General features: G+C 65.6%; 21 protein-coding genes. 10 read left to right on the plus strand and 11 right to left on the minus strand.

The genetic code is table 11. From position 1 onward, the window contains the following. The first annotated feature begins 9 nt into the window (after nucleotides 1-9). Entirely contained in the window at nucleotides 10-1,818 is a 1,809-nt protein-coding gene (locus MVA01S_RS04805) for a potassium channel family protein (protein ID WP_003932469.1), read from the plus strand. A 228-nt stretch (nucleotides 1,819-2,046) separates the two neighbouring features. Here the strand turns inward: MVA01S_RS04805 and MVA01S_RS04810 are convergent, their stop codons facing one another. Continuing rightward, on the minus strand, nucleotides 2,047-2,736 hold the full coding sequence (locus MVA01S_RS04810; protein ID WP_003932470.1) for a type 1 glutamine amidotransferase domain-containing protein: 690 nt from the start codon (nucleotides 2,734-2,736) through the stop codon (nucleotides 2,047-2,049). 150 nt (nucleotides 2,737-2,886) lie between these two features. Here MVA01S_RS04810 and MVA01S_RS04815 point away from each other — a divergent pair, with 150 nt between their 5' ends. Beyond that, nucleotides 2,887-3,069, plus strand: a complete 183-nt coding sequence (locus MVA01S_RS04815) for a ribosome modulation factor (protein ID WP_003932471.1) — start codon at nucleotides 2,887-2,889, stop codon at nucleotides 3,067-3,069. Nucleotides 3,070-3,086: 17 nt separating this feature from the next. Here MVA01S_RS04815 and MVA01S_RS04820 read toward each other — a convergent pair whose 3' ends face one another. The 3 genes from MVA01S_RS04820 to MVA01S_RS04830 form a co-directional block, all read right to left on the minus strand. After that, the gene (locus tag MVA01S_RS04820; protein WP_003932472.1) at nucleotides 3,087-4,268 is read right to left on the minus strand and encodes a serine hydrolase domain-containing protein; all 1,182 of its coding nucleotides are present in this window, start codon (nucleotides 4,266-4,268) and stop codon (nucleotides 3,087-3,089) included. Further along, the gene (locus tag MVA01S_RS04825; protein ID WP_003932473.1) at nucleotides 4,265-5,740 is read right to left on the minus strand and encodes a biotin carboxylase; all 1,476 of its coding nucleotides are present in this window, start codon (nucleotides 5,738-5,740) and stop codon (nucleotides 4,265-4,267) included. The genes MVA01S_RS04820 and MVA01S_RS04825 overlap by 4 nt, the downstream gene beginning before the upstream one ends. Nucleotides 5,741-5,861: 121 nt before the next feature. Next, nucleotides 5,862-7,781: an ABC transporter ATP-binding protein/permease gene (locus MVA01S_RS04830; RefSeq protein ID WP_003932474.1), complete on the minus strand. Its 1,920-nt coding sequence runs from the start codon at nucleotides 7,779-7,781 to the stop codon at nucleotides 5,862-5,864. A gap of 719 nt (nucleotides 7,782-8,500) precedes the next feature. Here MVA01S_RS04830 and MVA01S_RS04835 point away from each other — a divergent pair. The 4 genes from MVA01S_RS04835 to MVA01S_RS04850 are packed head-to-tail and all read left to right on the plus strand — an operon-like array spanning nucleotide 8,501 to nucleotide 12,603. Continuing rightward, nucleotides 8,501-8,929, plus strand: a complete 429-nt coding sequence (locus MVA01S_RS04835; RefSeq protein WP_003932475.1) for an MmpS family transport accessory protein — start codon at nucleotides 8,501-8,503, stop codon at nucleotides 8,927-8,929. Further along, nucleotides 8,926-11,826, plus strand: a complete 2,901-nt coding sequence (locus MVA01S_RS04840; RefSeq protein ID WP_003932476.1) for an MMPL/RND family transporter — start codon at nucleotides 8,926-8,928, stop codon at nucleotides 11,824-11,826. The genes MVA01S_RS04835 and MVA01S_RS04840 overlap by 4 nt, the downstream gene beginning before the upstream one ends. A 5-nt stretch (nucleotides 11,827-11,831) precedes the next feature. Continuing rightward, nucleotides 11,832-12,164 (plus strand): DUF732 domain-containing protein, encoded by a 333-nt coding sequence (locus MVA01S_RS04845; protein WP_003932477.1) that lies wholly within the window; start codon nucleotides 11,832-11,834, stop codon nucleotides 12,162-12,164. After that, nucleotides 12,151-12,603: a DUF5078 domain-containing protein gene (locus tag MVA01S_RS04850; RefSeq protein ID WP_003932478.1), complete on the plus strand. Its 453-nt coding sequence runs from the start codon at nucleotides 12,151-12,153 to the stop codon at nucleotides 12,601-12,603. Before MVA01S_RS04845 ends, MVA01S_RS04850 begins: the two co-directional genes overlap by 14 nt. Before the next feature lie 24 nt (nucleotides 12,604-12,627). On the opposite strand, the gene MVA01S_RS04855 is transcribed toward MVA01S_RS04850, so the two are convergent. After that, entirely contained in the window at nucleotides 12,628-13,143 is a 516-nt protein-coding gene (locus MVA01S_RS04855; RefSeq protein WP_435405909.1) for a TetR/AcrR family transcriptional regulator, read from the minus strand. A gap of 943 nt (nucleotides 13,144-14,086) precedes the next feature. Between MVA01S_RS04855 and MVA01S_RS04860 the strand changes: the two genes are divergently transcribed. Next, a complete protein-coding gene (locus MVA01S_RS04860) occupies nucleotides 14,087-14,830 on the plus strand; it encodes a hypothetical protein (RefSeq protein WP_237024179.1) in 744 nt (247 codons plus the stop codon). A 20-nt stretch (nucleotides 14,831-14,850) separates the two neighbouring features. Here MVA01S_RS04860 and MVA01S_RS04865 read toward each other — a convergent pair whose 3' ends face one another. Continuing rightward, complete coding sequence (locus MVA01S_RS04865; RefSeq protein ID WP_003932481.1) at nucleotides 14,851-15,438, minus strand: TetR/AcrR family transcriptional regulator; 588 nt, start codon at nucleotides 15,436-15,438, stop codon at nucleotides 14,851-14,853. Nucleotides 15,439-15,546: 108 nt separating this feature from the next. On the opposite strand from MVA01S_RS04865, the gene MVA01S_RS04870 reads away from it, so the two are divergent. Then, complete coding sequence (locus MVA01S_RS04870) at nucleotides 15,547-16,260, plus strand: SDR family NAD(P)-dependent oxidoreductase (RefSeq protein WP_040542416.1); 714 nt, start codon at nucleotides 15,547-15,549, stop codon at nucleotides 16,258-16,260. Between the two features lie 88 nt (nucleotides 16,261-16,348). Here MVA01S_RS04870 and MVA01S_RS04875 read toward each other — a convergent pair whose 3' ends face one another. Further along, nucleotides 16,349-18,772 (minus strand): plasma-membrane proton-efflux P-type ATPase, encoded by a 2,424-nt coding sequence (locus MVA01S_RS04875; RefSeq protein ID WP_040542577.1) that lies wholly within the window; start codon nucleotides 18,770-18,772, stop codon nucleotides 16,349-16,351. Between the two features lie 192 nt (nucleotides 18,773-18,964). Between MVA01S_RS04875 and MVA01S_RS31230 the strand changes: the two genes are divergently transcribed. After that, nucleotides 18,965-19,375 (plus strand): serine hydrolase, encoded by a 411-nt coding sequence (locus MVA01S_RS31230; protein WP_157895619.1) that lies wholly within the window; start codon nucleotides 18,965-18,967, stop codon nucleotides 19,373-19,375. Between the two features lie 55 nt (nucleotides 19,376-19,430). Here the strand turns inward: MVA01S_RS31230 and MVA01S_RS04880 are convergent, their stop codons facing one another. Together MVA01S_RS04880 and MVA01S_RS04885 are read right to left on the minus strand one after the other, a co-directional pair. After that, nucleotides 19,431-21,374, minus strand: a complete 1,944-nt coding sequence (locus tag MVA01S_RS04880; protein WP_003932484.1) for a thiamine pyrophosphate-dependent enzyme — start codon at nucleotides 21,372-21,374, stop codon at nucleotides 19,431-19,433. Then, nucleotides 21,371-22,999, minus strand: coding sequence for a glutamate synthase-related protein (locus MVA01S_RS04885; RefSeq protein WP_003932485.1), 1,629 nt, complete (start codon nucleotides 22,997-22,999; stop codon nucleotides 21,371-21,373). The genes MVA01S_RS04880 and MVA01S_RS04885 overlap by 4 nt, the downstream gene beginning before the upstream one ends. A 152-nt stretch (nucleotides 23,000-23,151) precedes the next feature. Between MVA01S_RS04885 and MVA01S_RS04890 the strand changes: the two genes are divergently transcribed. Further along, the gene (locus MVA01S_RS04890; RefSeq protein ID WP_003932486.1) at nucleotides 23,152-23,796 is read left to right on the plus strand and encodes a dihydrofolate reductase family protein; all 645 of its coding nucleotides are present in this window, start codon (nucleotides 23,152-23,154) and stop codon (nucleotides 23,794-23,796) included. A gap of 33 nt (nucleotides 23,797-23,829) precedes the next feature. Here MVA01S_RS04890 and MVA01S_RS04895 read toward each other — a convergent pair whose 3' ends face one another. After that, nucleotides 23,830-25,515: a GMC family oxidoreductase gene (locus tag MVA01S_RS04895; protein WP_040542419.1), complete on the minus strand. Its 1,686-nt coding sequence runs from the start codon at nucleotides 25,513-25,515 to the stop codon at nucleotides 23,830-23,832. A gap of 152 nt (nucleotides 25,516-25,667) precedes the next feature. After that, nucleotides 25,668-26,825 carry a serine hydrolase domain-containing protein gene (locus tag MVA01S_RS04900; protein WP_040542422.1) on the minus strand — a complete coding sequence of 386 codons (1,158 nt, stop codon included), beginning with the start codon at nucleotides 26,823-26,825 and terminating at the stop codon, nucleotides 25,668-25,670. Nucleotides 26,826-26,875 lie beyond the last annotated feature (50 nt).

The raw sequence follows: 26,875 nt of genomic DNA on the forward strand, positions 1-26,875 counted from the left end.
GAACCAGCCGTGAGCAACCCGCTGCTGCTGTTCTGGTATCGCCTGTTCGGCACCGAGCCGGCGCGTCGCGCGCCGCGCTGGCGGGTGCCGATGGCGACCTCCAGGAATGCCTCGGCCACAATATTTTTGGTGATGCGCCGGATGCGGGTGCCGCTGATCGTTCTGATCGTGATTTTCGCGATCACCACGCTGGGCCTCACACTGATTCCCGGCCAGGATGCGCAGGGCCGCCCGTGGCGCATGGGCTTTTTCGACGCCTTCTATGTGATGAGCTATACCGGTTCCACGATCGGCTTCGGTGAGATCCCGTACCCGTTCACCTACAACCAGCGCATGTGGTTGACCATCTCGATCTACCTGACGGTGGTGGGCTGGGCGTACGCAATCGGGTCACTTCTGGCCCTGTTGCAGGAACGTGGCTTCCGGCAGGCGCTCGCTCTGCAACATTTCACGCGCAAGGTCGATCGGATGCGAGAACCGTTCCTGCTCATCGTCGGGTACGGGCGCACCGGTGAACTCCTTGCCCGCTCCCTGGATGCGCTGGGGCGGCGCTTCGTGGTGATCGACAGTGATGACGAGCGAATCAACGACCTCGACATGGACTCGTACCGGGCGGACGTGCCCGGCCTCGTTGCCGATGCCGGCGACCCCGGACACCTCGCGGTCGCCGGCCTGGACCTGCCGTCCTGTGAGGGCGTGTTGGCGCTGACCGACGACGATCAAGCCAATCTGGCGGTCGTGCAGGCCACGGCGTTGCTGCGGCCCGACCTCCTCGTGATCAGCCGAGCGGTCTCGCCGACGACCGCGGAACGGATGCGCGCTTTCGGCACGCCGACGGTCGTCAATCCGTTCGACCGATTCGGCGATCACCTCCGGGTGGCGCTGCGCGCCCCGGCCTCCTGTCAGCTCATGACCTGGCTGGAGAGCGGACCGGGCGCCCGCCTGCCACCCCGTGGCTCCCCACCTTCCAAGGGGCACTGGGTGATCTGCGGTTACGGGCGCTTCGGCCGGGAGGTGACCCAGGACCTGCGCGCGGAGGGTTTGGACGTGACGGTGGTCGAGCCCGAAGACGTGGCCGAGCATGGCCCGGACACCGTCGTGGGATACGGCTACGAACCAGGTGTACTGACCCGGGCAGGGATCGAACGCGCCGCGGGGTTCGTGGCCGGCACCGACAACGACACCACCAATCTCTCGCTGATCGCTTCGGCCCGCCGGGCCAACCCCACGTTGTTCGTCGCGGCGAGGCAGAACAAGGCGGCCAGTGCGCCGCTCTTTGCAGCCGTGCAGGTCGACTCGACACTCGTCCCGGCCGACGTTGTCGCGCGCGAGGTGTACGCGCTTCTGGCCACGCCCCTGATGTGGCGGTTCCTGCGTGAGGTGCCCCGGCACGACGATGCCTGGGCCGCCGCCATCGTCGACCGACTGACGCTGCTGTGCGGAGAGCGGTTGCAGGCGGTGTGGAAAGTACGGCTGACCGCGACGGAGGCCCCGGCCTTGACGATGTGGCTCGCCGAGGGCGGGGCGCGACTGGGGGACCTGCTGCGCAACCCGGATGACCGTGATGAACCGCTGCACGCGGTCCCGTTGCTGCTCGCCCGCGCAGCCGGGGGTGGCGACGAGGCGGGCTTTGTGCTGGCACCGAACGATGATGTCGTGCTGGCTCCGGACGACGAGCTGCTGCTGGTCGGCTGGCCGTCTGCACGTCGCCTGCTCGACGCCACGCTCCTGGTCGACGCCACCAGGGAGTACGTCGTACACGGACGGTACGTGCCCTCCAGCTGGGTGTGGCGCAAGCTGAGCCGCCGAACTACCTAGGGCAGGAACGTCTGCTCTACTTGGATGCGATGTCGCTGACGTTCTTCGTGAAGTCGCCGCGGCGCAATCGACGACCTCGTCGGCACCGAGGTTTCCGAAGAATTCTCACTCTCTCTCGCATGCAGTCGCAATCACCTTGGCGCCAAGCATTTTCGCGACCGATAAATGGACGGTGGTCGTGCTTGCGGGCCTCGGCGAAAGACCCGGTACGGCACCGCCCCAATCCGATCAACCCTTCTGCGAAGCCAACCGCTTGATCAGTACGGCGGCAGCTTCCGCTGAGGACCCGGGGTTCTGCCCGGTGATCAGAAGGTCGTCGGTCACGACGTACGAGCCCCAATCCGGCCCCTTGGAGTAGACGCCCCCCAGGGCCTTGAGTTCGTCTTCGACCAAGAACGGCACGACGTCGGTGAGGCCGACTGCTTCTTCTTCGGAGTTGGCGAAACCGGTGACCTTCATGCCCTCGACGAGCGGCTCTCCGCCGGGCTTCTTCACATGGCGAAGGACGCCGGGCGCGTGGCAGACGAGCGCCACGGGTTTGCCGGCGGCCAAGAACGATTGGATGAGCGCGACCGAATCCGGATCCTCCGCGAGGTCCCAGAGAGGCCCGTGACCACCGGGGTAGAAGACGGTATCGAAATCCTCGGCCGAGACGCTGTCCAGGCGCACCGTGGAGGCGAGCTGGGCGTTGGCTGATGCGTCGGACTCGAAGCGACGCGTGAGGTCGGTCTGGGAGGAGGGTTCATTGCTCTTCGGGTCGAGCGGGGGCCGGCCACCCTTCGGGGAGGACAGAACGATCTCGGCGTCGGCGTCTTTGAATGCGTAGTAGGGGGCAGCAAGCTCTTCGAGCCAGAACCCCGTCTTACGCCCTGTGTCACCGAGTTCATCGTGCGAGGTCAAGACGATCAGAATTCTCATATTGCTTCTTCCCTCCGAGGTGTGACGGTCGGACCATCAATTGTCCGCCGGGGTCACCGTTCCGCGTGGCGTATGAGTAGAGACCCAAGCCGACGTAGGGAGCCGGCCCGTAAACAAACGTTGGCGCGGGAAACTGACAGAATCCCGGACATGGAGCACGTGCTACTTCGGGCGTACCGCGAAGGGCATGCGGCCTGCCCCGACACACTCGACAACCCGTATGCCGGTCACCTCGCCGCCGCCCGCATGTGGCGGCTGGGCTGGCAGAAGGCACGCGCCGAACACCGGGGCGAGCCGTTCCCGCCCAACACCGAGTTGGACCTCAACGGCTGACGCAGGCGCAGCTCAGATCAGCCGGTGGTCCCGGAGAGTTGCTGTGCCACTGCGTCGAACGCCCGCAACATGTCCGACAGCATCCGCGGGTCCCCGGCGTCGGGTTGGGTGGACAACTTGGCGGCGACCACCTCGGCGGCGCGGTTGACGTAGATCATCTGCCCGTGCATACCCTGGCACAACACGACGTTGTTGCCCGGATAGGGAAACCACACCTGGTTGCGGTACATCCCGCCGGGCATCGTGTTCTCGCCCGGGCCGGCGGCGAACGCCTCTCGCGAGTCGGGCCCACCCTGCAGGGTGTCGGCGATCCACGCCGCCGGAACCACCTGGCGGCCGGTCAACGAGACACCGTCGTGCAGGAACAGCGTCCCGAACCGGATCAGGTCGGTCAGACACGCGCTGATACCGCCGTCGAAGAAGCCGGTGCCGTCGGTGTCGACACCGATGGTGGCGTCACTTCCGGCGCCGAGACTGCTCCACAACAGTTCCGACATCAGTTCGGGCATCCGCTGACCTCCCGCGATTTCGCAGATCCAGCCGAGGACGTCGGTTTCGCACGAGCGGTACTCGAACGGCCCTCCGTGAGCTGACTTCTGTCGGAGGGTGAGTAGGAAGCCACGCAGCGTGGACGGGGCTTCCGGATCTCTGCGCGGTGCCCATCCGACCGCCTGGTCGAGCAGGTGTATCTCGGCGGTCGGGTGAAGGTAGTTGTCCGAGAAGGCGATACCCGACCGCATGTCCAACAGCTGGCGTACCGTGGCGCCGGCGTAGCCACTGGTTCCCAATGCGGGAACGTAGGACGTGACCGGCGCGTCGAGATCGATCGCGCCGCCGCCGTGCAGGGCGCCCACCACGGCCGCCACCAGCGATTTGCTCACCGAGAACAGCAGATGCCGGGTGTGGGCGGTGAAGCCGTCGAAATATGCCTCGGTGATCATCGAATCGCGGTGCGCGACGGCCCATCCGTCGGTCGCGGTGCGGGCCAGCACCGCGCCGACGGTGGTGTGCGTGGCCTCGCTGTCGGTCACTTCGATGCCGGCGATCGGCGTACTGACCGAGCGCAACGCCGCGACCTTCCCGGTGCCGCGGGAGATCACCGCGGTCGGCACGAAGTCCTCGACGTGCTGGAACGACCAGTGCGCGTAAGGTTGCGACAGCCAGTTGGCCAGGGAGATGCCGGCCGGGGCGCTGCTCACGCTCGTGCGACGAGCCGCGACACCATCGTCGTGGCCGGCGTCAGGGGAGTCGAGGCGAACTGTGCCTTGATCCCGTTGATCCAGTGCCGGCAACGCTCGGTGAGTTGGTAGTCCTCCGTCTGCAGGTGTCCGCGGGTGACGAGCACTCCGAGCTGCGCTCCCACACAACGAATTTCGCCGGGCGCGGCGACCCGCATGTAGAAGGCCTCGGACTCGTCGAGCAGCGTCGCCCAGTCGTTGCCGGGGCGCGCAAAGGAAACGCGCCCGTCGTCATGGAGGTGCCACACACCGGTGCGCGGGGTGGCGGTGAAGAGCTCCACCTCCGGTGAGGTCTCCGAGATGATCAGCTGACCCCAGACCTCGTGCTCGCCGTAGCCACGCTCCCAGCGTGCGTTGATCTCGTCGATGTCGACTTCGTAGTCGACGTCCAGGTACTCGAGCAGGTGGAAGAGAAACAGCGGCATGTCGGCGTAGGCCTCGGTGGTCAGATTCGTCATCGGGCTCACGCCGCTCAGGCGCGGGTTCACCTCGCCGAGGTACAGCTGGTCGGAGTCCAGGTCGTGCAGCAGGTCCACCTCGAAGTAGCCGCGGTACCCCTGGCGGTGCAGAACGTCGCCCAGTTTGCCGACCATCTCCCGGGCGGTGCGCGTCTGGGCAGGCGGCAGTACTTCGCGCCAGATGTCGTTCCCGCACCAGGTGCCCTTGCCCGGGGTCACCTCCGGGTAGCCGACCAGACTCGTCATCGGGGGGCCGATCACGGTGCCGTGGCGGGTGACGGCGCCCTCCAGGCACACCTCGACGTTGCGGATACGCTTCATCACCTTGATGTCGCGCCCGCCGAGGTCACCGGCGCACCGGTCCCAATCGCCATGCCCGCGAACGAAGAAGGTGCCGCTTCCGGCGTTGCCGTAGGGGATCTCGATGACGAGGTCGTCGCCCAGCCCGGCGTTGTGCGCGAGCGTCGCCAGTTCATCGTAGGAACCCACCCGCCCCATCACGTGAGGCACGCTCGGCACGCCCGCCTCGTCGGCCAGGCGCGTCATGACGAGCTTGGAGTCCAGGCGATGGCGCAACTCCACCGGTGGGTGCATCACCTCCAGCCCGGCTTCGTGAGCAAGGGCCTGGGTCTCTTCGTCCAGCATCACGAAGCAGGCCTTGCCGCCACCCTGTTGCGCGACGAAATCCAGTGTTTCCGGATCGCGCAGGAGGTGGTTGCACACGTCACCCATCGACCCGAAATCGATGCGCTCGCGCCGACGAGGCACGAACACCCGCGGGTGCTCGCCCTCGAACGAGTCAAAGTAGTTCAGGTAGAAGAAGTTTCGCACCCAACGGTCGATACCCAGCAGGTTGAACGGAGTCGGCGAGATGAAGTACAGCGGTGTGGTGTTGGTGTGGAAGAAAGCGCGGATGTCCGACAGACCCCTCAGCACGGGACGCGGCCCGTCGCCCGGTCCACCCGCCACGATCACGCCCGCCGAGTCGGTGTCGGGTCTACCTCCATGGCACCAGTGTGCGCCCGGCCCGTCGGCCGTGTCGACGTATGACGCGCCCGCGGGCCGGCATCTGAGTGCATCCGCAAGTACTTCACCGCTACTGCGGGCCGGTACCGTCCACCCGACTCAACTGCCATCGTCCTTCGCCCAACAGTTCCAGGCGTTGCTGGTGATGTCGGTCGACGGTGCTGCGATGGGTGACGCTGACGAGCACGGTGTCGGGGAGTTCGTGGCGCACCAGACTGTAGATCATGAATTCGAGCGGCTCGTCGAGCGCCGAGGTGGCCTCGTCGAGAAACACCGCTTTGGGCTTGGCCAACAGCACCCGGGCGAACGCGAGGCGTTGTTGTTCGCCGGGGGAGAGCACCTTGGCCCAGTCCAACTCGTCGGAGAGCCGACTGGTGTAGCGCGGCAACGCCACGTCCTCCAGCGCGCTCTGCAGGTCGCCGTCGGGGATGTCTCCGGACTCCCGCGGATAGGACACGACCGTCCGGAGGTCTCCGAGCGGCACGTAGGGGAGTTGGGACAGGAACATGGTCTCGTGCTCGCCGCCCGGGCAGTGCATGGTGCCCGAGGTGTAGGGCCACAGCTGAGCCAGGCTGCGCAGCAACGTGGATTTGCCCGTGCCTGATTTCCCCGTGATGATCAGCGATTCTCCGCGGCTCAGGCTCAGGTCGAGGTCGCTGAGCAATTGTCTTCCCGCTGGATCGCGCACCTCGACGGCGCTGAGATCGACACCATCACGATCATCGGCGACGACCGCCAGCACCGGCAGTTCCCGGCTCTGCTCGTCGGCGGTCACCAGTCCGTGGAGTCGCAGGATGGCGGCGCGGTAGCCGGCGAAGACGTCGTAGGAATTGCGGAAGAAGGACAGGGCGTCCTGAATGGCCCCGAAGGCCGACACCGACTGGATCACTGCACCGAGCTGGATCTGGCCGGCGAAAAGCCGAGGTGCCTGGATCAGCCACGGCAGCGGAATGATGATGTGATTCATCGACAGATTCCATCCGGTGAAGACGATGGTCCTGTTGACGAACCTCTTGTAGTTCGACACCACCGGTGAGAACCGGGCGCGAAGCTCGCGGCGTTCCGGCTTCTCACCTCGGTACAGGGCAACGGCTTCGGCAGCATCGCGCAGCCGGACCAGCGCGTAGCGGAACACCGCGTTGAACTTCTCGTTGTTGAAGGAGAGCCGGATCAGCGGACGTCCGAGCCAGAATGCGATGACGGTCGCGAACGTGACGTAGACGAACACCGACCAGAACAGGGCGCGTGGCAGCTCCACACCGAGCAGAGACACCGAACCCGAGAGATTCCACAGGATCTGGGTGAACGACACGACGGACACGATCGAGGAGATCGCCCCGAACAGCAGGGTGCCGTTACTGGTCTGGTGCGGGGTGTTGGGTTGCGGTCCGGAGATCGCGGTGAAGACATCGATATCCGACTGGATGCGCTGATCGGGGTTGTCGATGGTGTTGTCGATGAACCTCAGCCGGTAGTAGGCGCGCCCGTCCAGCCAGTCGTCGGTGAGCCGGTCGGTCAACCACGCTCGCCAGGCCAGCATGAAACGCTGCGTGATGAACAGATCGACCATGATTCTGGTCACCAGAATTGCGGCCAGCACCGAGAACACCAGCAGCGAGAGCCAGAAGCCGGATATCCCAGACCCTTTCACCGCCTGATTGCCGAGCGCGTGGCCCTCCACCGCGGTCTGCGCGGCGGAGTACAGGTCATTGCCCTGATAGCTGAACAGCACGCTCAATCGCACACCGATGACCACTGACAACAGCATCGCGGCGAGTGAGAGCCAGGGTCGCACGCTGCGGCGCCCCGTGAAGTACGCGCCGGTGACGGCCCAGAACTGCCGGCCCCAGACGGTGAACCTGGCGACGAGCGCCAAGGCGGTGACCGTGCTCAACGCGGCGATCGCCCATGCCTCGCCGATCCAGATCAGGGAGTCGGCGAGGGCGTTGCTCCAGTCGACCGACGGTGTGAACGGTTGGACCTCATCCACGGGACACCCCGATTGCGTGTTGGCTGCAGCGGACGCGTCCGCAGGTATCGATCAGGTGCCGCCCCATGCAGGATCCCGCCGGATCGGCACCGATTCGGCTGTGCGCCGTCGCTGACGGCGCCGTCGTCACCGCACTCTGCTGGCCGTGTGCATCAGACCACCGTAACTTCTGCGAGCGCCACCGCTCGGAGGTCGACGATGCCATGGCCGCCACCACACTGGACGAGGCGAGAGGCCAAGGCCACACCCGGCAATCAATGAGTCGGTGGCCGCACGTTGCCGGCGGCCGCGCCCGACGATCTTTCTCAGATGGACAGGGCGCGGGCTGTCAGCCCAGGCCACACCGGGGCCGGACCCGCAACCGCTCAGTTCGGCCGGGGCCGAGACTCGGAGCGGCGGAACGCACACATCAAAGACGGTCGCGCACCCCGCTGCCGCTGAAAACCGCCTCTGCCAGAGGGGATTTCGACGACGTGCATCAGCGCCCTAATAGGCCGGAGGATCGCTTCCCTGCGGCTCTGCGCACCGACGCCATGCGCGCTGCGGGCCGTGTCGCCCCGTCCCGTCGCTGCGGCATTCCGGCGATGCGGCTGTTCGAAACTCCGTCCGCGACCGTTACGCCATGTGACTACCGCCACCTAGCCGCTCGTTTGTTTTAAGTAGACCATCTGTATAACTTGGGTCGGTCGATGGCATATCAGCGCAGGAGGAACCTCGGGATGCAACTGCTCAAGCGGGTGTGGCTGCCTCTTGTGATGGCCGTCGTGGTCGCAGTCGCGGCGTTCGCCGTAGACCGTGTGCGAGGCGTCTTCGGGTCCGAACCACCCCTGGTGACACCGATCGAGTTCGCGAACGATCCCGAGCCCTTCGATCCAAAAGTGGTGACCTACGAGATCTTTGGCCCGGAAGGGGCGGCAGTGGATGTGAACTACGTGGACCTCGAGGGCGAGCCGCAACGCGTTGACGGTGCGGTCCTGCCCTGGTCGCTCACGCTCGAGACGATGAAGCCGTCAGCTGCGGCCAATATCGTGGCCCAGGGCAAGACGAGCTTCCTCGGCTGCCGGGTTCTCGTGGACGGCGAGCTGAAGGACGAACGCAGCGTCCGCGGCACCAACGTCCAGACCTTCTGCATCGTGAAGTCCGCGTGAGCGCGCACAGCGCCGATGCGCGCACCGGCCCTATCGTCACTGCCGGTTCCGCACCCCACGAGACAGCGCATTTCGGCCGCATCGCCCGCGTCTTCCGCAAGCTCGCGATCCCGATCATCCTGGTCTGGATCGCCATCGCCGCCTTCCTGAACATCTCGGTGCCACAGCTGGAAGCCGTCGGCAAGATGCGGTCGGTGTCGATGAGTCCCGAAGAGGCGCCCGCGGTCATCGCCACCGAGCGCATGGGTGAAGTCTTCGAAGAGTACGAGTCGAACAGCTCGGTGATGATCGTGCTGGAGGGGGAGGAGAAGCTGGGTGACGACGCCCGGCGCTACTACTCCGAGCTGATCGAGAAACTGGAAGCCGACACCGTCCACGTCGAGCATGTCCAGGACCTGTGGAGTGATCCGCTGACCGCGTCGGGCGTGCAGAGCGGCGACGGCAAGGCCGTCTACGTCCAGGCGAACCTGGCGGGCAACCAGGGCGAGGCGCTGGCCAACGAGTCCATCGCGGCGGTGAAGAACATCGTCGAGGACATGCAGGCGCCTGACGGTGTCTCCGTGTTCGTCACCGGCTCCGCGGCGATGACGGCCGAACAGGAGGAAGCCAGCCACGGCAGCATGCGTCTGGTGGAGGCGCTGACCTTCCTCGTCATCATCATCATGTTGCTGATCATCTTCCGGTCGATCATGACGACGGTGATGATCATCGGCATGGTCGTGGTCAGCCTGCTGACGGTCCGCGGCGCGGTGGCCTTCCTCGGATACCACGACATCATCGGTCTCTCCACCTTCGCAACCGGCCTGCTGGTCACCCTGGCGATCGCGATCTCTGTCGACTACGCCATCTTCCTCGTCGGTCGCTATCAGGAGGCCAGGGGCAGTGGTGAGGACCGAGAGTCGGCCTACTACACCATGTTCGGCGGTACCGCACACGTCATCGTCGGCTCCGGTCTGACGATCGCCGGTGCCACGTTCTGCCTCAGCTTCACCCGGTTGCCGTACTTCCAGACCCTCGGCGTGCCACTGGCCATCGGCATGCTGGTACTGATCGTCACGGCCATGACGTTCGGTGCGGCAATGGTCACCGTGGCAGGTCGGTTCATGGATCCCAAGCGCTCGATGCGGATCCGGGGTTGGCGCAAGGTGGGTGCGGCCGTCGTGCGGTGGCCGGGGCCCATTCTGATCACCACCATCGCCGTGTCCCTGATCGGTCTGTTGGCACTGCCCGGCTACAAGACCAGCTACAACGACCGGCTGTATCTGCCCGATGACATCAGCTCCAACCAGGGGTACGCGGCCGCCGAGCGGCACTTCTCCCCGGCGCGGCTGAACCCCGAGATGCTGATGATCGAAAGCAACCGGGACCTGCGAAATCCGGCCGACTTCCTGGTCATCGAGAAAATCGCCAAGGCCATCTTCCAGGTCGACGGCATCGGACGGGTGCAGACGATCACCCGGCCGGACGGCACCCCGATCGAGAACACCACGATCCCGTATGCGATCAGCCAGCAGGGCACCCTGCAGCGGCTCAACGAAAAGTACAACGCCGACCGCACCGCCGACATGTCCAACCAGGTCGCGGAGATGCAGAAGACGATCGAGAACATGGACAAGATGAACGCCATCACCGTCGAGATGGCGGACACCACCAGCAAGATGGTGTCGTCCATGGACGGCATGGTGCTCAACATCGAAGAGTTGCGCGACAACATCGCCAACTTCGACGACTTCTTCCGCCCGATACGGAACTACCTCTACTGGGAACCGCACTGCTACAACATCCCGATGTGCTGGTCGATCCGTTCGGTATTCGACGTCATCGACGGCATGGACGTGATGACCTCGGACATGAACGAGATGATGCCGCAGATGCACCGGCTCAACGAGCTGATGCCGCAGATGGTCGCGATCATGCCCGAGATGAAGCAGACCATGGTGAGCATGAAAGAGATGATGCTGACCATGCAGCAGACCCAGCAGGGTATGCAGGAACAACAGCGCATCATGCAGGAAACCTCGACCGAAATGGGCAAGGCCTTCAACGATGCGATGAACGACGACTCGTTCTACCTTCCTTCGGAGGCGTTCGACAACCCGGATTTCGCAAGAGGTTTGGAGCAGTTCCTGTCGCCGAACGGGCATGCGGTGCGGTTCATCATCAACCACGAGGGTGATCCGATGTCGGCCGCGGGCATCGAGCGGATCGATGCGATCAAGACCGCTGCCGCGCGGGCGATCAAGGGCACGCCGTTCGAAGGCTCGACGATCTACCTGGGCGGAACCGCGGCCACGTTCAAGGACATGGCCGACGGAACCAAATATGACCTGTTGATCGCCGGGATCGCCGCGATCGGCCTGATCTTCCTGATCATGCTTTTCCTGACCCGTGCGATCGTGGCTGCCGCGGTGATCGTCGGTACCGTGATCCTCTCCCTGGGCGCATCGTTCGGCGTATCGGTGCTGCTGTGGCAGCACATCCTGGGCATCGAGTTGCACTGGATGGTGCTGCCGATGGCGGTGATCATCCTGCTGGCGGTGGGGGCGGACTACAACCTGTTGGTCGTCGCCCGCCTGAAGGAGGAGATCCACGCCGGACTGAAGACCGGCATGATCCGGACGATGGGCGGCAGCGGTTCGACGGTGACCGCGGCCGGCATGGTGTTCGCCTTCACGATGATGGTGATGACGGTCAGCGACCTGACGATCATGGGCCAGGTCGGCACCACCATCGGCCTGGGCCTGTTGTTCGACACCCTGGTGATCCGCTCGTTCATGATGCCCTCTGTCGCAGCACTTCTGGGCAGATGGTTCTGGTGGCCGCAACACGTCCGGTCCCGGCCGAAACCGCAGCCCTGGCCACCGATTCAGCGTCAGCCGCAGGAGGCCCTGCTGTGACGAGGATGGCGAAGGTGACGTCCGCAGTGATCGTCGGTGTGATGGCGTCGGCAGTCGCCGCTGCGCCCGTGGCGCACGCCGATCCCGATACGGCGTTCGCCGCGCAGTTGCACACCTACGGCATCTACGGGCAGAAGGACTACAACGCCTGGATTGCCAAGATCATGTGCAAACGCCTGCGCACCGGCCTTGATGCAGACCCCTTCAAATCGGCCGAATTCGTCCACGCGCAACTCAACACCGGCACCACCACCGAACAGGCCTGGCAGTTCGTCGGCGGCGCGGTTAACACCTACTGCCCGGAGCAGATCGAGGGGCTACGCCTTGTCACGCAATAGATTCGCCGGTGCCGGCCTGGCCGTCATCGCCGCAGTCGCCACGCTGACGCTGACCCCGGCCCTCGCGAATGCCGATGCCACCGACGAGTATCCGATCCCGAGCAATATGCTCAGAACCACCTGCACCGTCGACCAGTACATGGCCGCCGTGCGCGACACCAACCCGGTGTACTACGAGCGCTACATGATCGACTACAAGAACAAGTCCCCCGAGGTGCAGCGGTGGACGCGGGATCGCATCACCTGGTTCTTCTCGATGGACTACGCGGGGCGGCGCGCCTATTCGGAGGAGACGGCCACCAACGCCTTCTACGAGCAGCTCGCCTGGAACTGGCCGAACTGGGCCAAACTGTTCTTCAACAACAAGGGCGTTGTCGCGCACGGCACCAAGAACTGCGCGAAGTATCCGCCCGCCGATCCCGGCGTCTGGACGTGGTAGTCCGGGCCGGTGACGACGGCCGACTCACTCGAAATACGATGCGGTGCGAAGCAATTGCTGCGCGGCTTCCAGCAGAGTGCGGCGTAGGTCGGCGTCGCTGACATCCTCGACAAACTTGTCGGTCGCGGCAGCATAGATCCCATTGGTGACCATGGAGATGACTACCCGGCCGGCCGGCCCCTGATCGCCGCCGAGGAGCAAGTCGGTGAGACGGTCGACCAGATCAGTGAGATCCCCGCGGGACTGGATCAGATGCTCAAGGGCCGGATCACCGTTGAGGACGGCTGCCAGCCGGCGGTGCCGCACGATCGTCTCGATGAGCCCGCTGATGGTGATCTCCCGGCGGGTGCCGGTATCCGGAACAGCCTCCGCGATCGCCACCACGCGAGCCATATCGTCGAACATGGGCTGAGCGGCGGCCGCGACGATGTCTTCCTTCGAGCGGAACTGGTAGTAGACCGACGCCTTACCGACGCCGATGCTGTCGGCGATCATCTGGAAGGTGGTACCGCTGACACCGTGTTCAGCGAACTGCGCCACCGCGGACTCCAGCACGCGAGCGCGGGCGGTACCCCGCCCCAACACGGATTTCGCCACTCGTCAGCCCCGGGCGTGGCGGCGCAGCAAGGACGTCTCAGGGGTAGGCACGACGGTCAGAGTACCCGCGGCGGCATCGACTACACGCATCTCGCGTGACTGTGCGCCTCGTCTTGTTCACTGCGATGGCGCTATCGCACACCGCCTGAAGAAGCAGGATCGCATCGCCGCGATTTCTCGTGATCGCTCGACCTGTGGGGCTATGCGCCTGCAATCCAGTCGAATTGGCGGACAAGGCGCCGTCCGATCATCCTGGCTCATCACCGGCAGTGCCAAGAACCCTCTGAGCATGTCGTCGAACACCGTTGTCGGACTGCACAATATGGATCGCACACCGGCGGCACGAGGACGTTCGATTCCTCTACACACCCCGAACCGAGGGAGAGGCAGTCCGCAGAACTGCAGTCGGGAGGCCGCGACGACGCCTCGCCTGAGTCCGCTGTCACGTGACCCCCGACACTGACTGAACTGAACTACGTTCTCCCAACCGATGCAGCATCGCCGCCAGCCAGCAAACACCAACCCGGCGATCGCTCCCGCGTGGGCACACCGCTGCTGGCGAGTCAATCCCCGGACTTTGCCGGATAACGAAAACTGGAATATGCTTAGACCAGCTTGTTACCGAGCAGTATCGCCAGGTAGATGGCATATATCACAATATAGCAACAGATGAGTCAGTCGCCACACGCGTGACCTGCCGCCGAGAGGCCCACTTGGCGCCATCGCAGCGGTAGCGCACACAGCAAACTTTCTCTGGCGTGCATCCGGCCGGGTTGGCGCTCAGTCGCCCCCAGCCCACCCCGTCGGCAGTTCAACGCTGCCGTCGTCAGCGCCGAGAGGGAGGGACCGTGTCCGACACGGTTCCACAAGTACAGAACGCAACGAAGTGAGCAAGACCATGCCGAAAGTCGGCCAATCCACCACGATGTTCCGAGTTCAGAAGCACGGAACGAAGATCGTCACAACCCTTCTCGTCATCACCGGCCTCGGCGGTGCAGCTGTGGTTCTTTCGCCGGCGCACCGGCATACAGAGGTCGCGGTAGAGCAGCGTCCGGCGGATGATGCAGCGGTTACCACGGCTGGAGCCGCCCCCCAGGCACCCGTGGCTGTAGCCGATGCAGCTGCGGTCGTGCCCGAGCCACCGGCGGTCGTGCCCGCGGCGCCGTTGGTGGTGCACAAAGACTCCAACGCGCAGGACATCGTCAAGGCCATCGTCGACCATGGTCACGCCGCCGGTCTGAGCGAAGAGCAGATCACCACAGTCATCGCCACTGCGAAGATCGAATCGAGTTTCCGCCCAGCCGTATCCGGTGGTGTGCAGGCCTACGGGGGACGCGGCACCGCGGCTGACGAGGTCATCGGCCTGTTCCAGGAGAAAGCCAGCTTCGGCACCGTCGCCGAGCGCCAGGACCCGAACACGTCGATCACCCGCTTCATCGCACGGTTCCTCGAGGCGTACAAGAAGCACGGCATCGCCGGCGACCACGTGCAAGCGGCCACGCTCGCCCAGAACCCGCAACTGCGCAAGCGCAACGGTGGCGTCGGGACTCATTACTACAGGACCATTCAAGCCGCGATGGGCGCAGCCTCAGACCTGTACCGGCAGGCCATCGCGCGGCGGCCTGCCTGATCGCAGGACGTTCGTCGCCGTCAGGGAAGCGCGGGGCCCGGTTGGGGGAGTGGATGCGCCCCCTCCGGGCGCAACCCGTCGAAGATGATGGCGAGATAGCGCTGCCACAGCAGAGGTGCTGGGGCAGCGAGGTTCTCGACGACGTGCACCGGCGCGCACATCAACAGGAAGACGTCCATCATGGTGACGTCGGGCCGGAGCGCGCCCGCGTCGTGGGCCCGGTCGACGAGCGTCCCCAGTGCGGTCTGCAGCTCCTTGCGCACCTCCGTGACCCGTGGATCACTCTCGCTGGCCGACTGAAGAAATGTCAGATCGTGCCGTTGGCGTTGGTCTGCTGCAATCGTCAGGAACTCCAGCAGCGCGGACCCCGGATCGGGCGCGTCCGCCAGCCGCCGGGCGGCAGCGGTGAGGGCAGCGGTATGGGTGCAGACAATGGCCGCGATCAGATCCTCTTTGGAGGCGAAGTGCCGGAACACCGTGCCCTTCGCGACGCCCGCCCGGCGGGCGATGTCGGCGACCGAGGCGGCCGGACCCCGCTCGGCAAACTCCTCCTCGGCCGCGGCCAGTAACAGCTCGCGGTTACGGGCCGCATCCGCACGCAGAATCACCGCCCCAGACTACCAAGTTGACCGATCGGTCATCTTCTGGCATCGTCGCGAAGACAAGTTGACCGCACGGTCATCTTAGTTGAAATGTCGAGAACAGCTGGAGGACAGATGAAGTTACAAGGCTCCACAGCCCTGGTGACGGGTGCGAACCGGGGGATCGGGCACCACTTCGCGTCGGAACTCCTCCGCCGCGGAGCGAAGGTGTACGCGACGGCCCGGCGACCCGAGTCGGTGGACCTGTCCGGCGCCGAGGTGCTGCGGCTCGACACCACCGACCAGTCCTCGGTCGACGCGGTCGCCGAACGTGCCGGCGACGTCGACGTCCTGATCAACAATGCCGCCGACACCGCAGGCGGAAACCTCGTCACCGGCGATCTCGCCGCCATCCGCTCGACCATGGACTCGAACTACTACGGCACCCTCGCGATGATCCGGGCGTTCGCACCGATCCTGGCCCGCAACGGCGGCGGCGCCATCCTCAACGTGTTGTCCGCGGCCGCGTGGAACACCGTCGACGGCAACACCGCCTATGCCGCAGCCAAATCCGCGCAGTGGGGGCTGACCAACGGCGTGCGCGTCGAACTCGAACGTCAAGGCACGCTGGTCGCCGCCCTGGTGCCCGGATTGGTCGGTACCCAAACGCTTTTCGACTTTGCCGAGCGCAATGGCATCGAGTTTCCCGACGGCGCCGTGATCGATCCCGCCGATCTGGTGCGGTTGGCGCTCGACGGACTCGAGGCCGGCGAAATCGAGATCCTGGACCCCATGGCCGTCGAAGCGAAGGCAACGCTGGCCGGCCCACCCCAAGCCTTCGCCCTCTAGTCGCGAGCGTGCGTGTCTGCGGCCAACACACCGGGCCACAACGGGATTCGGCGCACGCTCGTCGGGCTCCCGGACGACGCGCCCGGCGTCATCGCGGCCCCGCTCGGGCGTGACGGCGATCCAGCAGGTGCTGCGCGGCGAGCTTGGCCCGGTCCTCGACGAGGAACCAGACCAGGGCATAGCCCCAGACGACCCCGGCCCACGCCCAACCCAGCGGGGTCATCAACACTCCGTAGACCGCGATCAGTGTGGCGATCACCTGAGTGGCGATCACCGCGACAAGTAGTACCGGCGCCGGGCCCGGCCGCGACCAGAATGTCCCGCGGGTACGGGTGACGAACACCGTCAGGTGTCCCGACACCGACAACTTCAGGTAGATCAGAGTGCGGATCAGGTCCTCGTCGAGCCCGAAGGCGGAGTGCGCTATCGCCAACAGCAGGAAGGTCTCGACGACACCCATCACGCCCAGCGTGGTGGCGATGGTGAGCACACGACGCATGTCCCAGGAGACAGGTTGGTCCGAACCCCGAACACGGTCGTAGGCGATCGTCAGGATCGCGGCGTCGTTGAGAAGCGCCAGGAACACGATCATCACCGCGGTGACCGGAAAGAAGTTCAGGACAACGATCGACAACGTGATCAGCAGCAGCACCCGGATGGTCTCGGCGATGCGGTAAGTGGCGTAATTGGTCATCCGGGCGAAGATCTCTCTGGCCTGCCGGATCGCCTCCACGATCACCGACAGTCCCGGCGCCAGCAGCACCACGTCGGCGGCGGCGCGGGCGGCCTCGGTTGCCCCGGCCACCGCGATGCCGGCGTCGGCTTGTTTCAGGGCCGGCGCGTCGTTGACCCCGTCGCCCGTCATCCCGACGATGTGCCCGCGCGCCTGCAGCAGTCGCACGATGCGGTACTTGTGTTCCGGAAACACCTGGGCGAAGCCGTCGGCCGTGCCCACCTGCGCGGCCAAGGCATCGTCGTCCTTGGCGGTGTCCAACGCGGCGGCGTCCACGATGTGATCGCCCAAACCGACCTGGCGGGCGATCTCGCGGCCGATGGCGACCTGGTCGCCGGTGACCATCTTGACCTCGAGGCCGAGCCGCTGCGCCGCGCGAATGGTGTCGGGGGAGTCGTCCCGGGGCGGATCGGCCAGGGCCACCACGCCCATCAGACGCCAGTCGCCCCGGCCGTCGGTGCGCGCCACCCCCAGCGATCGGTACCCGCGGTCAGCGAAGCGCTCCACCACGTCACCGACCTGACTCGTCGCAGCGTCCTGCGCGCACAGCGCACTGATGACCTGCGGGGCCCCCTTGCTGACCTTCACAGAGCGGCCGTCGGCACCGCGAATCGTCGCCTCGGTGCGCTTGCTGACCGGATCGAACGGCGTGAAGTCCTCGACCACCGCCGGGGGCGTCTGGCCGGCGGTCCCCAGCACCGTCATGTCGATGGGGTCGTTGTCCTCCGCGCGCGACGCCGAGGCTGCGGTCCGCAGCAGGTCGGCCTCGTCGGTCGCAAGTGCCACCCAGGATTCCGCGACCGTCAGGCGGTTCTCGGTCAGCGTGCCGGTCTTGTCCGAACACAGCACATCCACCCCGCCGAGTTCCTCGACCGCGGGCAGGTGACTGACGACGGCCTGGTGGCGGGCCAGCTTCCGGGCACCGACGGCCATGGTGACCGACAGCACCGCGGGGAGCGCGACCGGCACCGAGGCGATCGTGACGACCAGGGCGAACTCCAGTGTCTCCAGCACCGCATTGCCACGGATCAGCGACACCACGACCGTCAGTGCCACAAGGGCCGCCGACAGCACGATGAGGTAGTTGCCGATGCGCAGCACCGCTTGTTGGAAGTGGCTGACGGTGCCCGCAGTCTGCACCAATGAGGTCGTGCGCCCCATGAACGACGAGGCCCCGGTCGCGTAGACGACCGCGTCGGTTTCACCGCGCACGAGTACCGACCCCGAGTAGAGCACCTCACCGCGGCCGCGGGACACCGCCAGTGACTCCCCGGTCAGCGCGGACTGGTCCACCTCCACCGTCGTGTCGTCGAGCACCCGCAGATCAGCGGGCACCACGTCGCCCAGTCGAACCCGCACGACATCCCCGGGCACCAGATCCCGCAGCTCCACGGTCACCCACACGCCGTCCCGCAATGCCCGCGCCGAGGTGGCCAGACGCTGTCTGAGCGCGTCGATGGCGTTGGCCGCCTGGTGTTCCTCGACGAAGCCGACCAACCCGTTCATCACCAGCAGCACGGCGATGATCGCCGCGTCGGCCCAATGCCGCGCGAGCAGCGACAACACCAGTGCCGCTTCGATCATCCAGGGGATGGGCGCCCAGAAGTATGCGAGGAATGCCAGCACCGGATTTCGGCGGCGCTCGGCGATCTCGTTGGCCCCGTACTGCTGCTGTCGCCGCTGCGCCTCGGCCGTGGTCAGCCCGTGCGCCGAGCTGTCCAACTCGCTCAACACCTGTTCCAGCGGCTTCTTGGACAACGCGTCGTCGGCCTGCTGCATCTTCACGCCCCCGCCCGAAATCAACGGGGGCGGCCGAGGGGCGACCTGCGGTCCGCAGCGGTGATCCCCGACGTCCACTGTCACACCGGTTCGGAGGGTTGTAAAGGGCAGTCGGATCGGCCCCTCGGCGATCGCTGCCCGCGGCGTCGGCTTCATCGGGCGAACACAGGAGGGGAAGGTCCGTGCGACTCATTGTCGTATGAGGTCAACAAAAGGATTCACGAGCGCGCCGCGTTCGATCCTGCCTACCCGACTGCCACGAGCGCTGCCGACATCAACGCCACGCTGAGCGCAATCTGGACCGATGAGGCAGCCGCGCCGACTAGCTGTCAAAAGATGAGGACCATTCTTGCCCAGCAGATTTGGCCACACCGGATCCGTTCGGGATTTCCGTTCGCCGACGTCGTTGTGGCGGGGAAGACCGGAACGATCGGCCCGATCCGCAACGAGGCAGCCGTTGTCAAGATTCCAGGTGAGGTACCCATAGCCGTATCAGTGTTCACTCGCGCAGCACGCTCGGATCTGTCGTTGCCGATCGTCGATACCGCGATCGGCCGTGCCGCCTATCTCGCAGTCACCGAGGTGCGTGCCTGGTCCGGTTAGATGCGCCTCTGGTCGAGCTCGCATCGGTACGTGACGGCCCGTCGGAGTCGGGGTCTCAGTGGGTGGCCGGATCGGTCAGGATCTCGACCATGGCCGGCCCCGGGTGGCTGAGCGCTTCCGAGATCGCGTGACCGAGATCCCGTGGATCGGTGACGCGTCTGCCGTAGCCGCCGCAGTTGCGGGCGTACGCGGCGAAGTCCGGGTTCTGCAGGGAGGTCTGCCAGACCGCGTACTCGGCGCTGCGCTGTTCCTCGCTGATCTTCGCGAGTTCGCCGTTGTTGAGCAGGATGTGCGTGATGTTCATGTCGTACTTCACCGCGGTGGTGAAGTCGGCGAGGTACTGACCGAAGCCGCCGTCGCCGGTGATGGCGACGATGGGACGGTCCGGTGCGGCGGCCCAGGCGCCCATCGCCGCGGGGAATCCGAAGCCGATGGATCCGAGATACCCGGACATCAGCACCGATTGTTCTGCGGCTTCGAAGTACCGACCGAACGAGTAGGCGTGATTGCCGACGTCCACCGTCAGCACCGCATTCGGCGGTACCAGTCGGTCGAGCTCCTCGAATACGGTTGCGGCAGCGACACGTCCGTCGAGACGCTTGACCGCACGCCGGGTCTTTTCCTTGCGCCACACCGACCAACGTTCGGCAATTTCCGGACGCTGATCCACCAGCACGGGGTTCGGACGGAGGCCGTCGAGAAGGGCGGCGGCGGCAACCCCTGCGTCACCGAGTACCGGCACCGTGACGGGGCGGAAGCGGCCCAGCATCATGGGGTCGGTGTCCACCTGGATGATCGGCTTGTAAGGCGATATCCCGGTGTGATTCGAGAAGGACGCGCCGAATACCAGCAGCAGGTCGGCCTTGTTCATCATCCACGATGCGACCGGTGTACCGGAGCGGCCCAGCACTCCGCAGGCCAGCGGGTGGGCGTCCGAGATCTGTCCCTTGGCTTTGAAAGTGGTCACCACCGGCGCATTCAGCCGTTCGGCCAGGGCGATGATCGCCGGCATGTCGAACTTCGCTCCGGCACCGACGACGACCAGCGGTCTGGTCGCGGTGCTGATCAACGCGAGGGCCTGGTCGACCGAAGCCGGCGGGGGAGACACCCGAAGGTCGGGCATGCGGCCTTCGGGGCCGGAGGTCGATGCGGCGGGGGCCGCGAGGATCTGCACTTCGTCGGGCAGCACGAGATGGCCTACCCCGCGATCGATGATGGCGTGCTTGAGGGCCATCGTCATCAGCTCCGCATGGTCGGAGCCAGAACGCACCATCGCCGAGTACACCGACACGTCGGCGAATGCCGCGAGCAGATCGATGTCCTGGAACGCGCCCTTGCCCGCCACGGAGGAATCGACGTTCCCGGATAGAGCCAGAACTGGTGCGCGGTCGGATTTTGCGTCATAGAGGCCGGTCAGCAAGTTCGTGGAGCCTGGACCGGCGATACCCAGGCATGCGGCGGGCCGACCGGTGAGCTTCCCGTACGCGGCAGCTGCGAATGCTGCGGCACCCTCGTGGCGGATGCCGAAATACCGGATCTTCCCGGCGGTTTCGGCGCGATGCATGGCCTCGGCGATGCCGAGGTTCGAGTGTCCGACCATGCCGAAGACCGTGTCGACGCCCCAGTTGGTCATGGTCTCGACCAGTACGTCACTGACCGTCCGCACGTGCGGGGCAGGTTCAGGTACACCGACGTAGACGCCGTCGGCGCGGACATCGACGGGGTAGGTGCGGACGTTGAAGTCGGGGCCACCTGCGGCCTCGCCAGTGAACGGATCGAAGTCGAAACCGTGCCACGGACAGCGGATCTTGTCGTTCTCGAGGGTGCCCTGACCGAGCGGGCCACCCTGATGGGGACACCGGTTGTCGATGGCACCGTAACGACCGTCGAGTCTGGTCAGCGCGACTGTCTTGAGTCCGACCGGGCAGGTGGTCACTTCGCCCTCGTCGAGATCGCCGGCGTCGACGGCCTTGTGCCAGGTGAGACCTTGATCAGTCACAGCGGTATGGCTCCTGCGTAAGGGACCCCGCTCAGATAGGCGAAGTCGCGGTCGAAGGTGACGAGGTCGTCGAGTTCGAAGTCGGCAAGACGCTGGTGACCGCACGCCCGGGCAAGGACCACCATCAGGTCGACCGTCGCCCGCAGGAACCGGTTCAACCGCTCTGCTGCTGCGCTCACGGGAAGCCGGGCCCGTAGGCGTGGATCTTGCGTGGCGATGCCGGCCGGGCAGGTGTTGGTGTTGCATGCGCGCATCCCGACGCAGCCGATTGCCTGGAGCGCCGCGTTCGACAGACCGATGGCGTCGGCGCCCAACGCCAACGCTTTGACCATGTCCGCCGGTGTGCGGATGCCCCCCGTGACGGCGAGCGTCACGTGGAGCTCGCCCGCCTTGTCCAGATGCCGCCGGGCACGTGACAATGCCGGGATCGTGGGCACCGATATGTTGTCCCGGAACAGCGTGGGCGCCGCACCGGTGCCGCCGCCGCGGCCGTCGAGGATGAGGTAATCCACGCCGATCTCGAGTGCGGCATCGATATCGCGCTCGATCTGCTGCGCACTCATCTTGTAACCGATCGGGATTCCGCCGGAGACGTCGCGGACCTGCGCGGCGAAATCCTGGAACTGGGCCAGGGACGTCCATTCGGGAAACCGTGCCGGGGAGATCGCCGCCGTGCCCGGCGGAAGGCCCCGGACCTCGGCGATACGGCCCACCACCTTGGGGCCGGGGAGGTGGCCGCCGGTACCGGTCTTGGCGCCCTGGCCCCCCTTGAAGTGGAAGGCTTGGACTTTGGTCATGTGCTCGAAGCTCCAGCCGAACCGGCCGGATGCCAGCTCGTAGAAGTACTTCGAATTCTCTTGCTGCTCTTCGGGTAACATGCCGCCTTCACCCGAACAGATTCCCGTCCCAGCTAGTTCAGCACCGGCCGCGAGCGCGGTCTTGGCTTCCTGGGAGAGAGCGCCGAAGCTCATGTCGCTGACGAACAACGGAATGTCGAGCACCAGCGGACGTGCCGCGTTCGGGCCGATCACCGTCGTGGTGCTCACGGGTTCGTCGTCGATCAGCGGCAGCCGGGCGAGCTGCGCGGTGACCACTTGGATCGAATCCCACGACGGCAGGAGCTCGCGTGGCACGCCCATGGCCGCCGTCGGCCCATGCCGGCCCACTCTGCTCAATCCATGTGCGGCCAGTTCGTGAATCTGTGTGACGAACGGTTCCTCGGCGGTATCGGACGCGCTGATCCACCGGCCCTGGTAACCGTCGTCGGCGTAGGTCTGCGGATTACTGCGTGCGAACTCGGCGATGGCCGACTCGTCGACGTACACCGAGCCGTCGGACACCCACGCGGGGAAGGTGGCCAGTGCGATTGCGGGGTTGACCGGTGACACACCGGAATCGATCTCGTAGCGCCACCCGTGTACGCCGCACACCACGAGCCCGCCTTCGACGCGGCCGTCCGACATCAGCGCGCCGCGGTGCGCACACCGGCCGGACAACGCCGATACGTCGTCGCCCCTACGGATCAGCACGACGTCGACACCTGCTGCGACGATCGCATACGGGACGTTTTCAGGGATTTCAGACAGCGAGGCGACGCGCAGCGTCTTGCCCGTTTCAATTGTCACGCGCGCCCGTCCCCATCGTTCAACTGTCAATCACCGACGATCGTACGCGTCGGTCGTCGGCATCCTGTTGAATGCGTGCAGCGATGACATTGGGCGCCAATAGAGGTCACCCCATCTGTACGAACAAACTCAGTTTCCATGAAGGAGCGTCGATGCCGCGCACCCGGGTCCATAACCTCAATGTGTCTCTGGACGGCTATGCCGCCGGCGACCACGTGTCTTTCGACCATCCGATCGGTGATGCCGGTCAACTTTTCGAGCAGTTCGACGGTCGCGTCATCCATGGCGTCGACAAGGTGCAAGAGCCTATTACCGTCGACCGCGCGTTGACCAGTATGTGGAGTCAGGGCATCGGCGCCGAGATAATGGGACGGCGAAAGTTCGGGCCTCAAACCGGTGAATGGCCAGACGACGGATGGCAGGGATGGTGGGGAGACGAACCGCCGTTTCAGACGCCGGTTTTCGTCATGACCCATTACGAGCATCCGCCGATTGAGTTCGCCAATGGAACCAGCTTCCACTTCGTCAGCGGGTCGCCGAAAGAAGTTCTGCGCCTTGCCCAAGGCGCGGCTGACGGCCGCGATGTTCGCCTCGGCGGTGGGCCGACGACGGTACGTCAGTTCCTTCAAGCTGATCTGGTGGACTTCATGCACCTGGTGATCGTGCCCGTAGTGCTCGGGCACGGCGTCGCTCTGTGGGACGGACTGGGCGATCTGCGGGGGAGGTTCGTCGTCGAGTCCGTTGCCACCCCGAGTGGCCTCACCCATCAATTCTTCAACCGCGTAGCCACCCTGTAATTGCGCGTGCCGACCGGCGAACGGCGGACCGACTCATTCCATGATCGCCCGCGCTGCGCGCTCGGCGATCAGCATGACCGGCGCGTTGGTGTTGCCGGAGGTGATGGTGGGCATCGCCGAAGCATCGACCACTCGAAGCCCGGCGACGCCGAATACACGGCAGTCGGTGTCGAGCACCGTGCCGGCCGACCGCGGCCGACCATGTCCGTCGAACGCACCCATCGCAGCGGTGCCCACCGGGTGGAAGATCGTGGTGCCCAGTTCACGGGCTGCCGCCTGCAGGTCGTCGTCGCTCACCAGTTGCGGGCCGGGAAGTGTCTCTTCCGGCTGGTAGCGGGCCAGCGCCGGTGCCGCCATGATCTGCCGGGTCATCCGCAGGCCACGCACGGCGATCTCACGATCGGCGTCAGTGGACAGGTAGTTGCACAGGATCTTCGGGTGGGTCAGCGGATCCGCATCGGCCATGCGCACATGGCCACGCGACGTGGGCCGCAGATTGCAGACCGACGGTGTGATGGCCCCGAAGGGGTGCAAGGGTTCGCCGAACTTCGGCAGCGACAGGGGCTGCACATGCCACTCCAGGTTCGGACTGGGCAGTGCGGGTTCGCTTCTGGCGAAAGCCCCCAGCGTGGACGGCGGCATCGTCAGCGGCCCGGACCGCAGGAGCAGGTACTGAATTCCCATGCCCGCGCGGGTGATCCAGTTCCGGTAGAGCGTGTTGACCGTGCGCGCGCCCCGGACGCGGTAGACCGTTCGGAGCTGTAGATGGTCCTGGAGGTTTTCGCCGACGCCTGGCAGATCGACGACCACCGGGACTTGATGCTGGGCGAGCAGCCCTGCTGGCCCCAGCCCCGAGACCTGCATCAGATGCGGCGACCCGACCGCACCCGCGGCCAGGATGACCTCCCGGCGGGCTCGAACGTCGACGAGTTGGCCGTCTTTGAGCAGCCGCACGCCGTTGGCACGGTGCTGCGCCGTGGTCCAGGCGCCGCGGCGCTGACCCTCTGCGACCTGATCGTCCATCAGTAGTTTCACGGCCTGGGAGTGGGTGTACACGGTGAGATTGGGGCGGTGGGCGACGGGGTGCAGGAAAGCGTCGGCCATCGACCAGCGCCGACCGCGTCTTTGGTTGACGTGGAAGTACGCGCTGCCGGAGTTGTCGCCGCGGTTGAACTCCTCGATCGGCTCGATGCCGAGTTGAGCAGCGGCCGCCTGCCAGGCGTCCAGGATTTTCCAGCGCACCCGCGGCCGCTCGACCCGGATCTCCCCATCGGCGCCGTGCCAGTCGTCAGCACCGCCGAAGTAGTTCTCCAACTCCTTGTAGATTTCCAGTGTCTCGCCCGGACGGTCTGCGCCACCCCAGAGCCATCGCTCGTCACCGGTGGCCTGCGCCCACTGTTCGTAATCACTTGCCTGCCCACGCATGTGGATCATCGCGTTGATCGACGAGCAGCCGCCGATCACGCGGCCGCGCGCGTAGAGGATGCTGCGCCCGGCCAGACCTGGATCGGCCTCCGTCGTGAAGCACCAGTCGGTGCGGGGGTTGCCGATGGTGTACAGATAGCCCACCGGCACCTTGATCCAGAACAAGTTGTCTTTGCCGCCGGCCTCGATCAGGAGCACACGATGATCAGGGTTGGCGCTGAGCCGATTGGCGAGCAGGCAGCCCGCGCTGCCCGCCCCCACAATGATGTAGTCGAATTCGGCCACAGGGCTCATTTCCGCACCATTCCTCCATTGCCGTCGGATGCGTGTCCTAGTGTGCGCGATGACAGCCCGATACACGCGCATTCCCGGGTGCCCCATAGCACCGTTTGACGGTGAAGCACCGGCGTGGAATCGGACACCGCGCGGGCAGTTGCGTCGCGGTGTCACAGCGCGTCGTACACCGCGGCAATGAGCCGATAGGCACGGCGATCTCCGGCCAGCCAGTCGCGACGCAGGTTGGGCACAAAGGCGAAAGCGATCTTGTGTTCGAGATCTGCCAGTCCCACCGAGCCACCGGCCCCCGGGTGACCGAAAACGGTCGGTTGCGCAGGTTCGGGCACCACGAAGTTCTGTGACGGCAGCATGTAGCCGAGGCCGAATGCGCTTTCCAGGCGCAGCACCCGGTCGCAGCCGCGTACGCGTTCTGTGATCGCTTCCCGCAGAAAACCCGGAGCGACCAGGGTTCCGCCGATCAGGTCGCCGTAGAAATTGGCCAGATCACGAGCGGTGGCCACTAGGCCAGCTGCCGGCCAGCCGGCCGCCAGTACTTCTGGATCGTTATAGGATGCAACGGGATTCGATGAAGCCCTAATGAACAGCGATTCTGAATCGCCGATCGCGGCCTCCATCTCGGCGACCGTGTCGTCTGGTATCGGCGGCGCGTTCTCGACGCTCCATACACGCTGCTCGGGCGGTGGCGAACTGATCCGGGCAGCCTCGCGCACCGCCGCACCGGAAGCACCGATGAGCAGCTGGTCGCCCAAGCGGCGCCGGGTGAACTCGCCGACTGTCATACCGGTGTGGCGGCGCACGAACTCACCGACCAGCCATCCGAAAGTCAAAGCGTGATACCCATGTTCGGTCCCGGGCCGCCAGAGCGGGCTTTGGCGCGCCAACAGGTCGGCCATCGCCACGGGATCCGCGGCTTGGGCCACCGAGACCGGGCGCTCCAAGACGGGCAACCCGGCCCGGTGGGCCATCAGGTCACTCAGTGTGGTCTCGTGCTTGTCGTGTTGTGCGAATTCTGGCCACCAGGCGCTCACTGGTTCGTCGGCACCGTGGCCGCGTTGCTGGGCGACCATGAGGGCCGCAGTCGCCGTCACCCCCTTGGTACAGGAAAAAGTCGGGCAAGCGGTGTTTCGCGTCCATGGACGTCCGGTCCGTCTGTCGGCAATACCTCCCCACAGATCCACCACCGCACGACCGTCGACGAATACCGCCACCGCGGCGCCGAGGTCGTCGCCGCTGGCTAAACCTGCTTCAAAGACGGCTCTCACTTCCGCAAACGCAGGGTCGGCGTGCCCCGCCGCTGAACTGGACATACAAGGAATGAGAACACGTTCGAGCATCGGTCCAGTTCGGATCCTCGACG

It is taken from the genome of Mycolicibacterium vaccae NBRC 14118 = CIP 105934 (genome assembly GCF_001552715.1).
GTDB lineage: Bacteria > Actinomycetota > Actinomycetes > Mycobacteriales > Mycobacteriaceae > Mycobacterium > Mycobacterium vaccae.

What these genes read in the sequence shown, in the direction of transcription:
- MVA01S_RS04810 (WP_003932470.1), bottom strand. Translation starts at nt 2,736, where the DNA reads ATGAGAATTCTGATCGTCTTGACCTCGCACGATGAACTCGGTGACACA.
- MVA01S_RS04815 (WP_003932471.1), top strand. Translation starts at nt 2,887, where the DNA reads ATGGAGCACGTGCTACTTCGGGCGTACCGCGAAGGGCATGCGGCCTGC.
- MVA01S_RS04835 (WP_003932475.1), top strand. Translation starts at nt 8,501, where the DNA reads ATGCAACTGCTCAAGCGGGTGTGGCTGCCTCTTGTGATGGCCGTCGTG.
- MVA01S_RS04845 (WP_003932477.1), top strand. Translation starts at nt 11,832, where the DNA reads ATGGCGAAGGTGACGTCCGCAGTGATCGTCGGTGTGATGGCGTCGGCA.
- MVA01S_RS04870 (WP_040542416.1), top strand. Translation starts at nt 15,547, where the DNA reads ATGAAGTTACAAGGCTCCACAGCCCTGGTGACGGGTGCGAACCGGGGG.
- MVA01S_RS04875 (WP_040542577.1), bottom strand. Translation starts at nt 18,772, where the DNA reads ATGCAGCAGGCCGACGACGCGTTGTCCAAGAAGCCGCTGGAACAGGTG.
- MVA01S_RS04890 (WP_003932486.1), top strand. Translation starts at nt 23,152, where the DNA reads ATGCCGCGCACCCGGGTCCATAACCTCAATGTGTCTCTGGACGGCTAT.
- MVA01S_RS04895 (WP_040542419.1), bottom strand. Translation starts at nt 25,515, where the DNA reads ATGAGCCCTGTGGCCGAATTCGACTACATCATTGTGGGGGCGGGCAGC.
- MVA01S_RS04900 (WP_040542422.1), bottom strand. Translation starts at nt 26,825, where the DNA reads ATGTCCAGTTCAGCGGCGGGGCACGCCGACCCTGCGTTTGCGGAAGTG.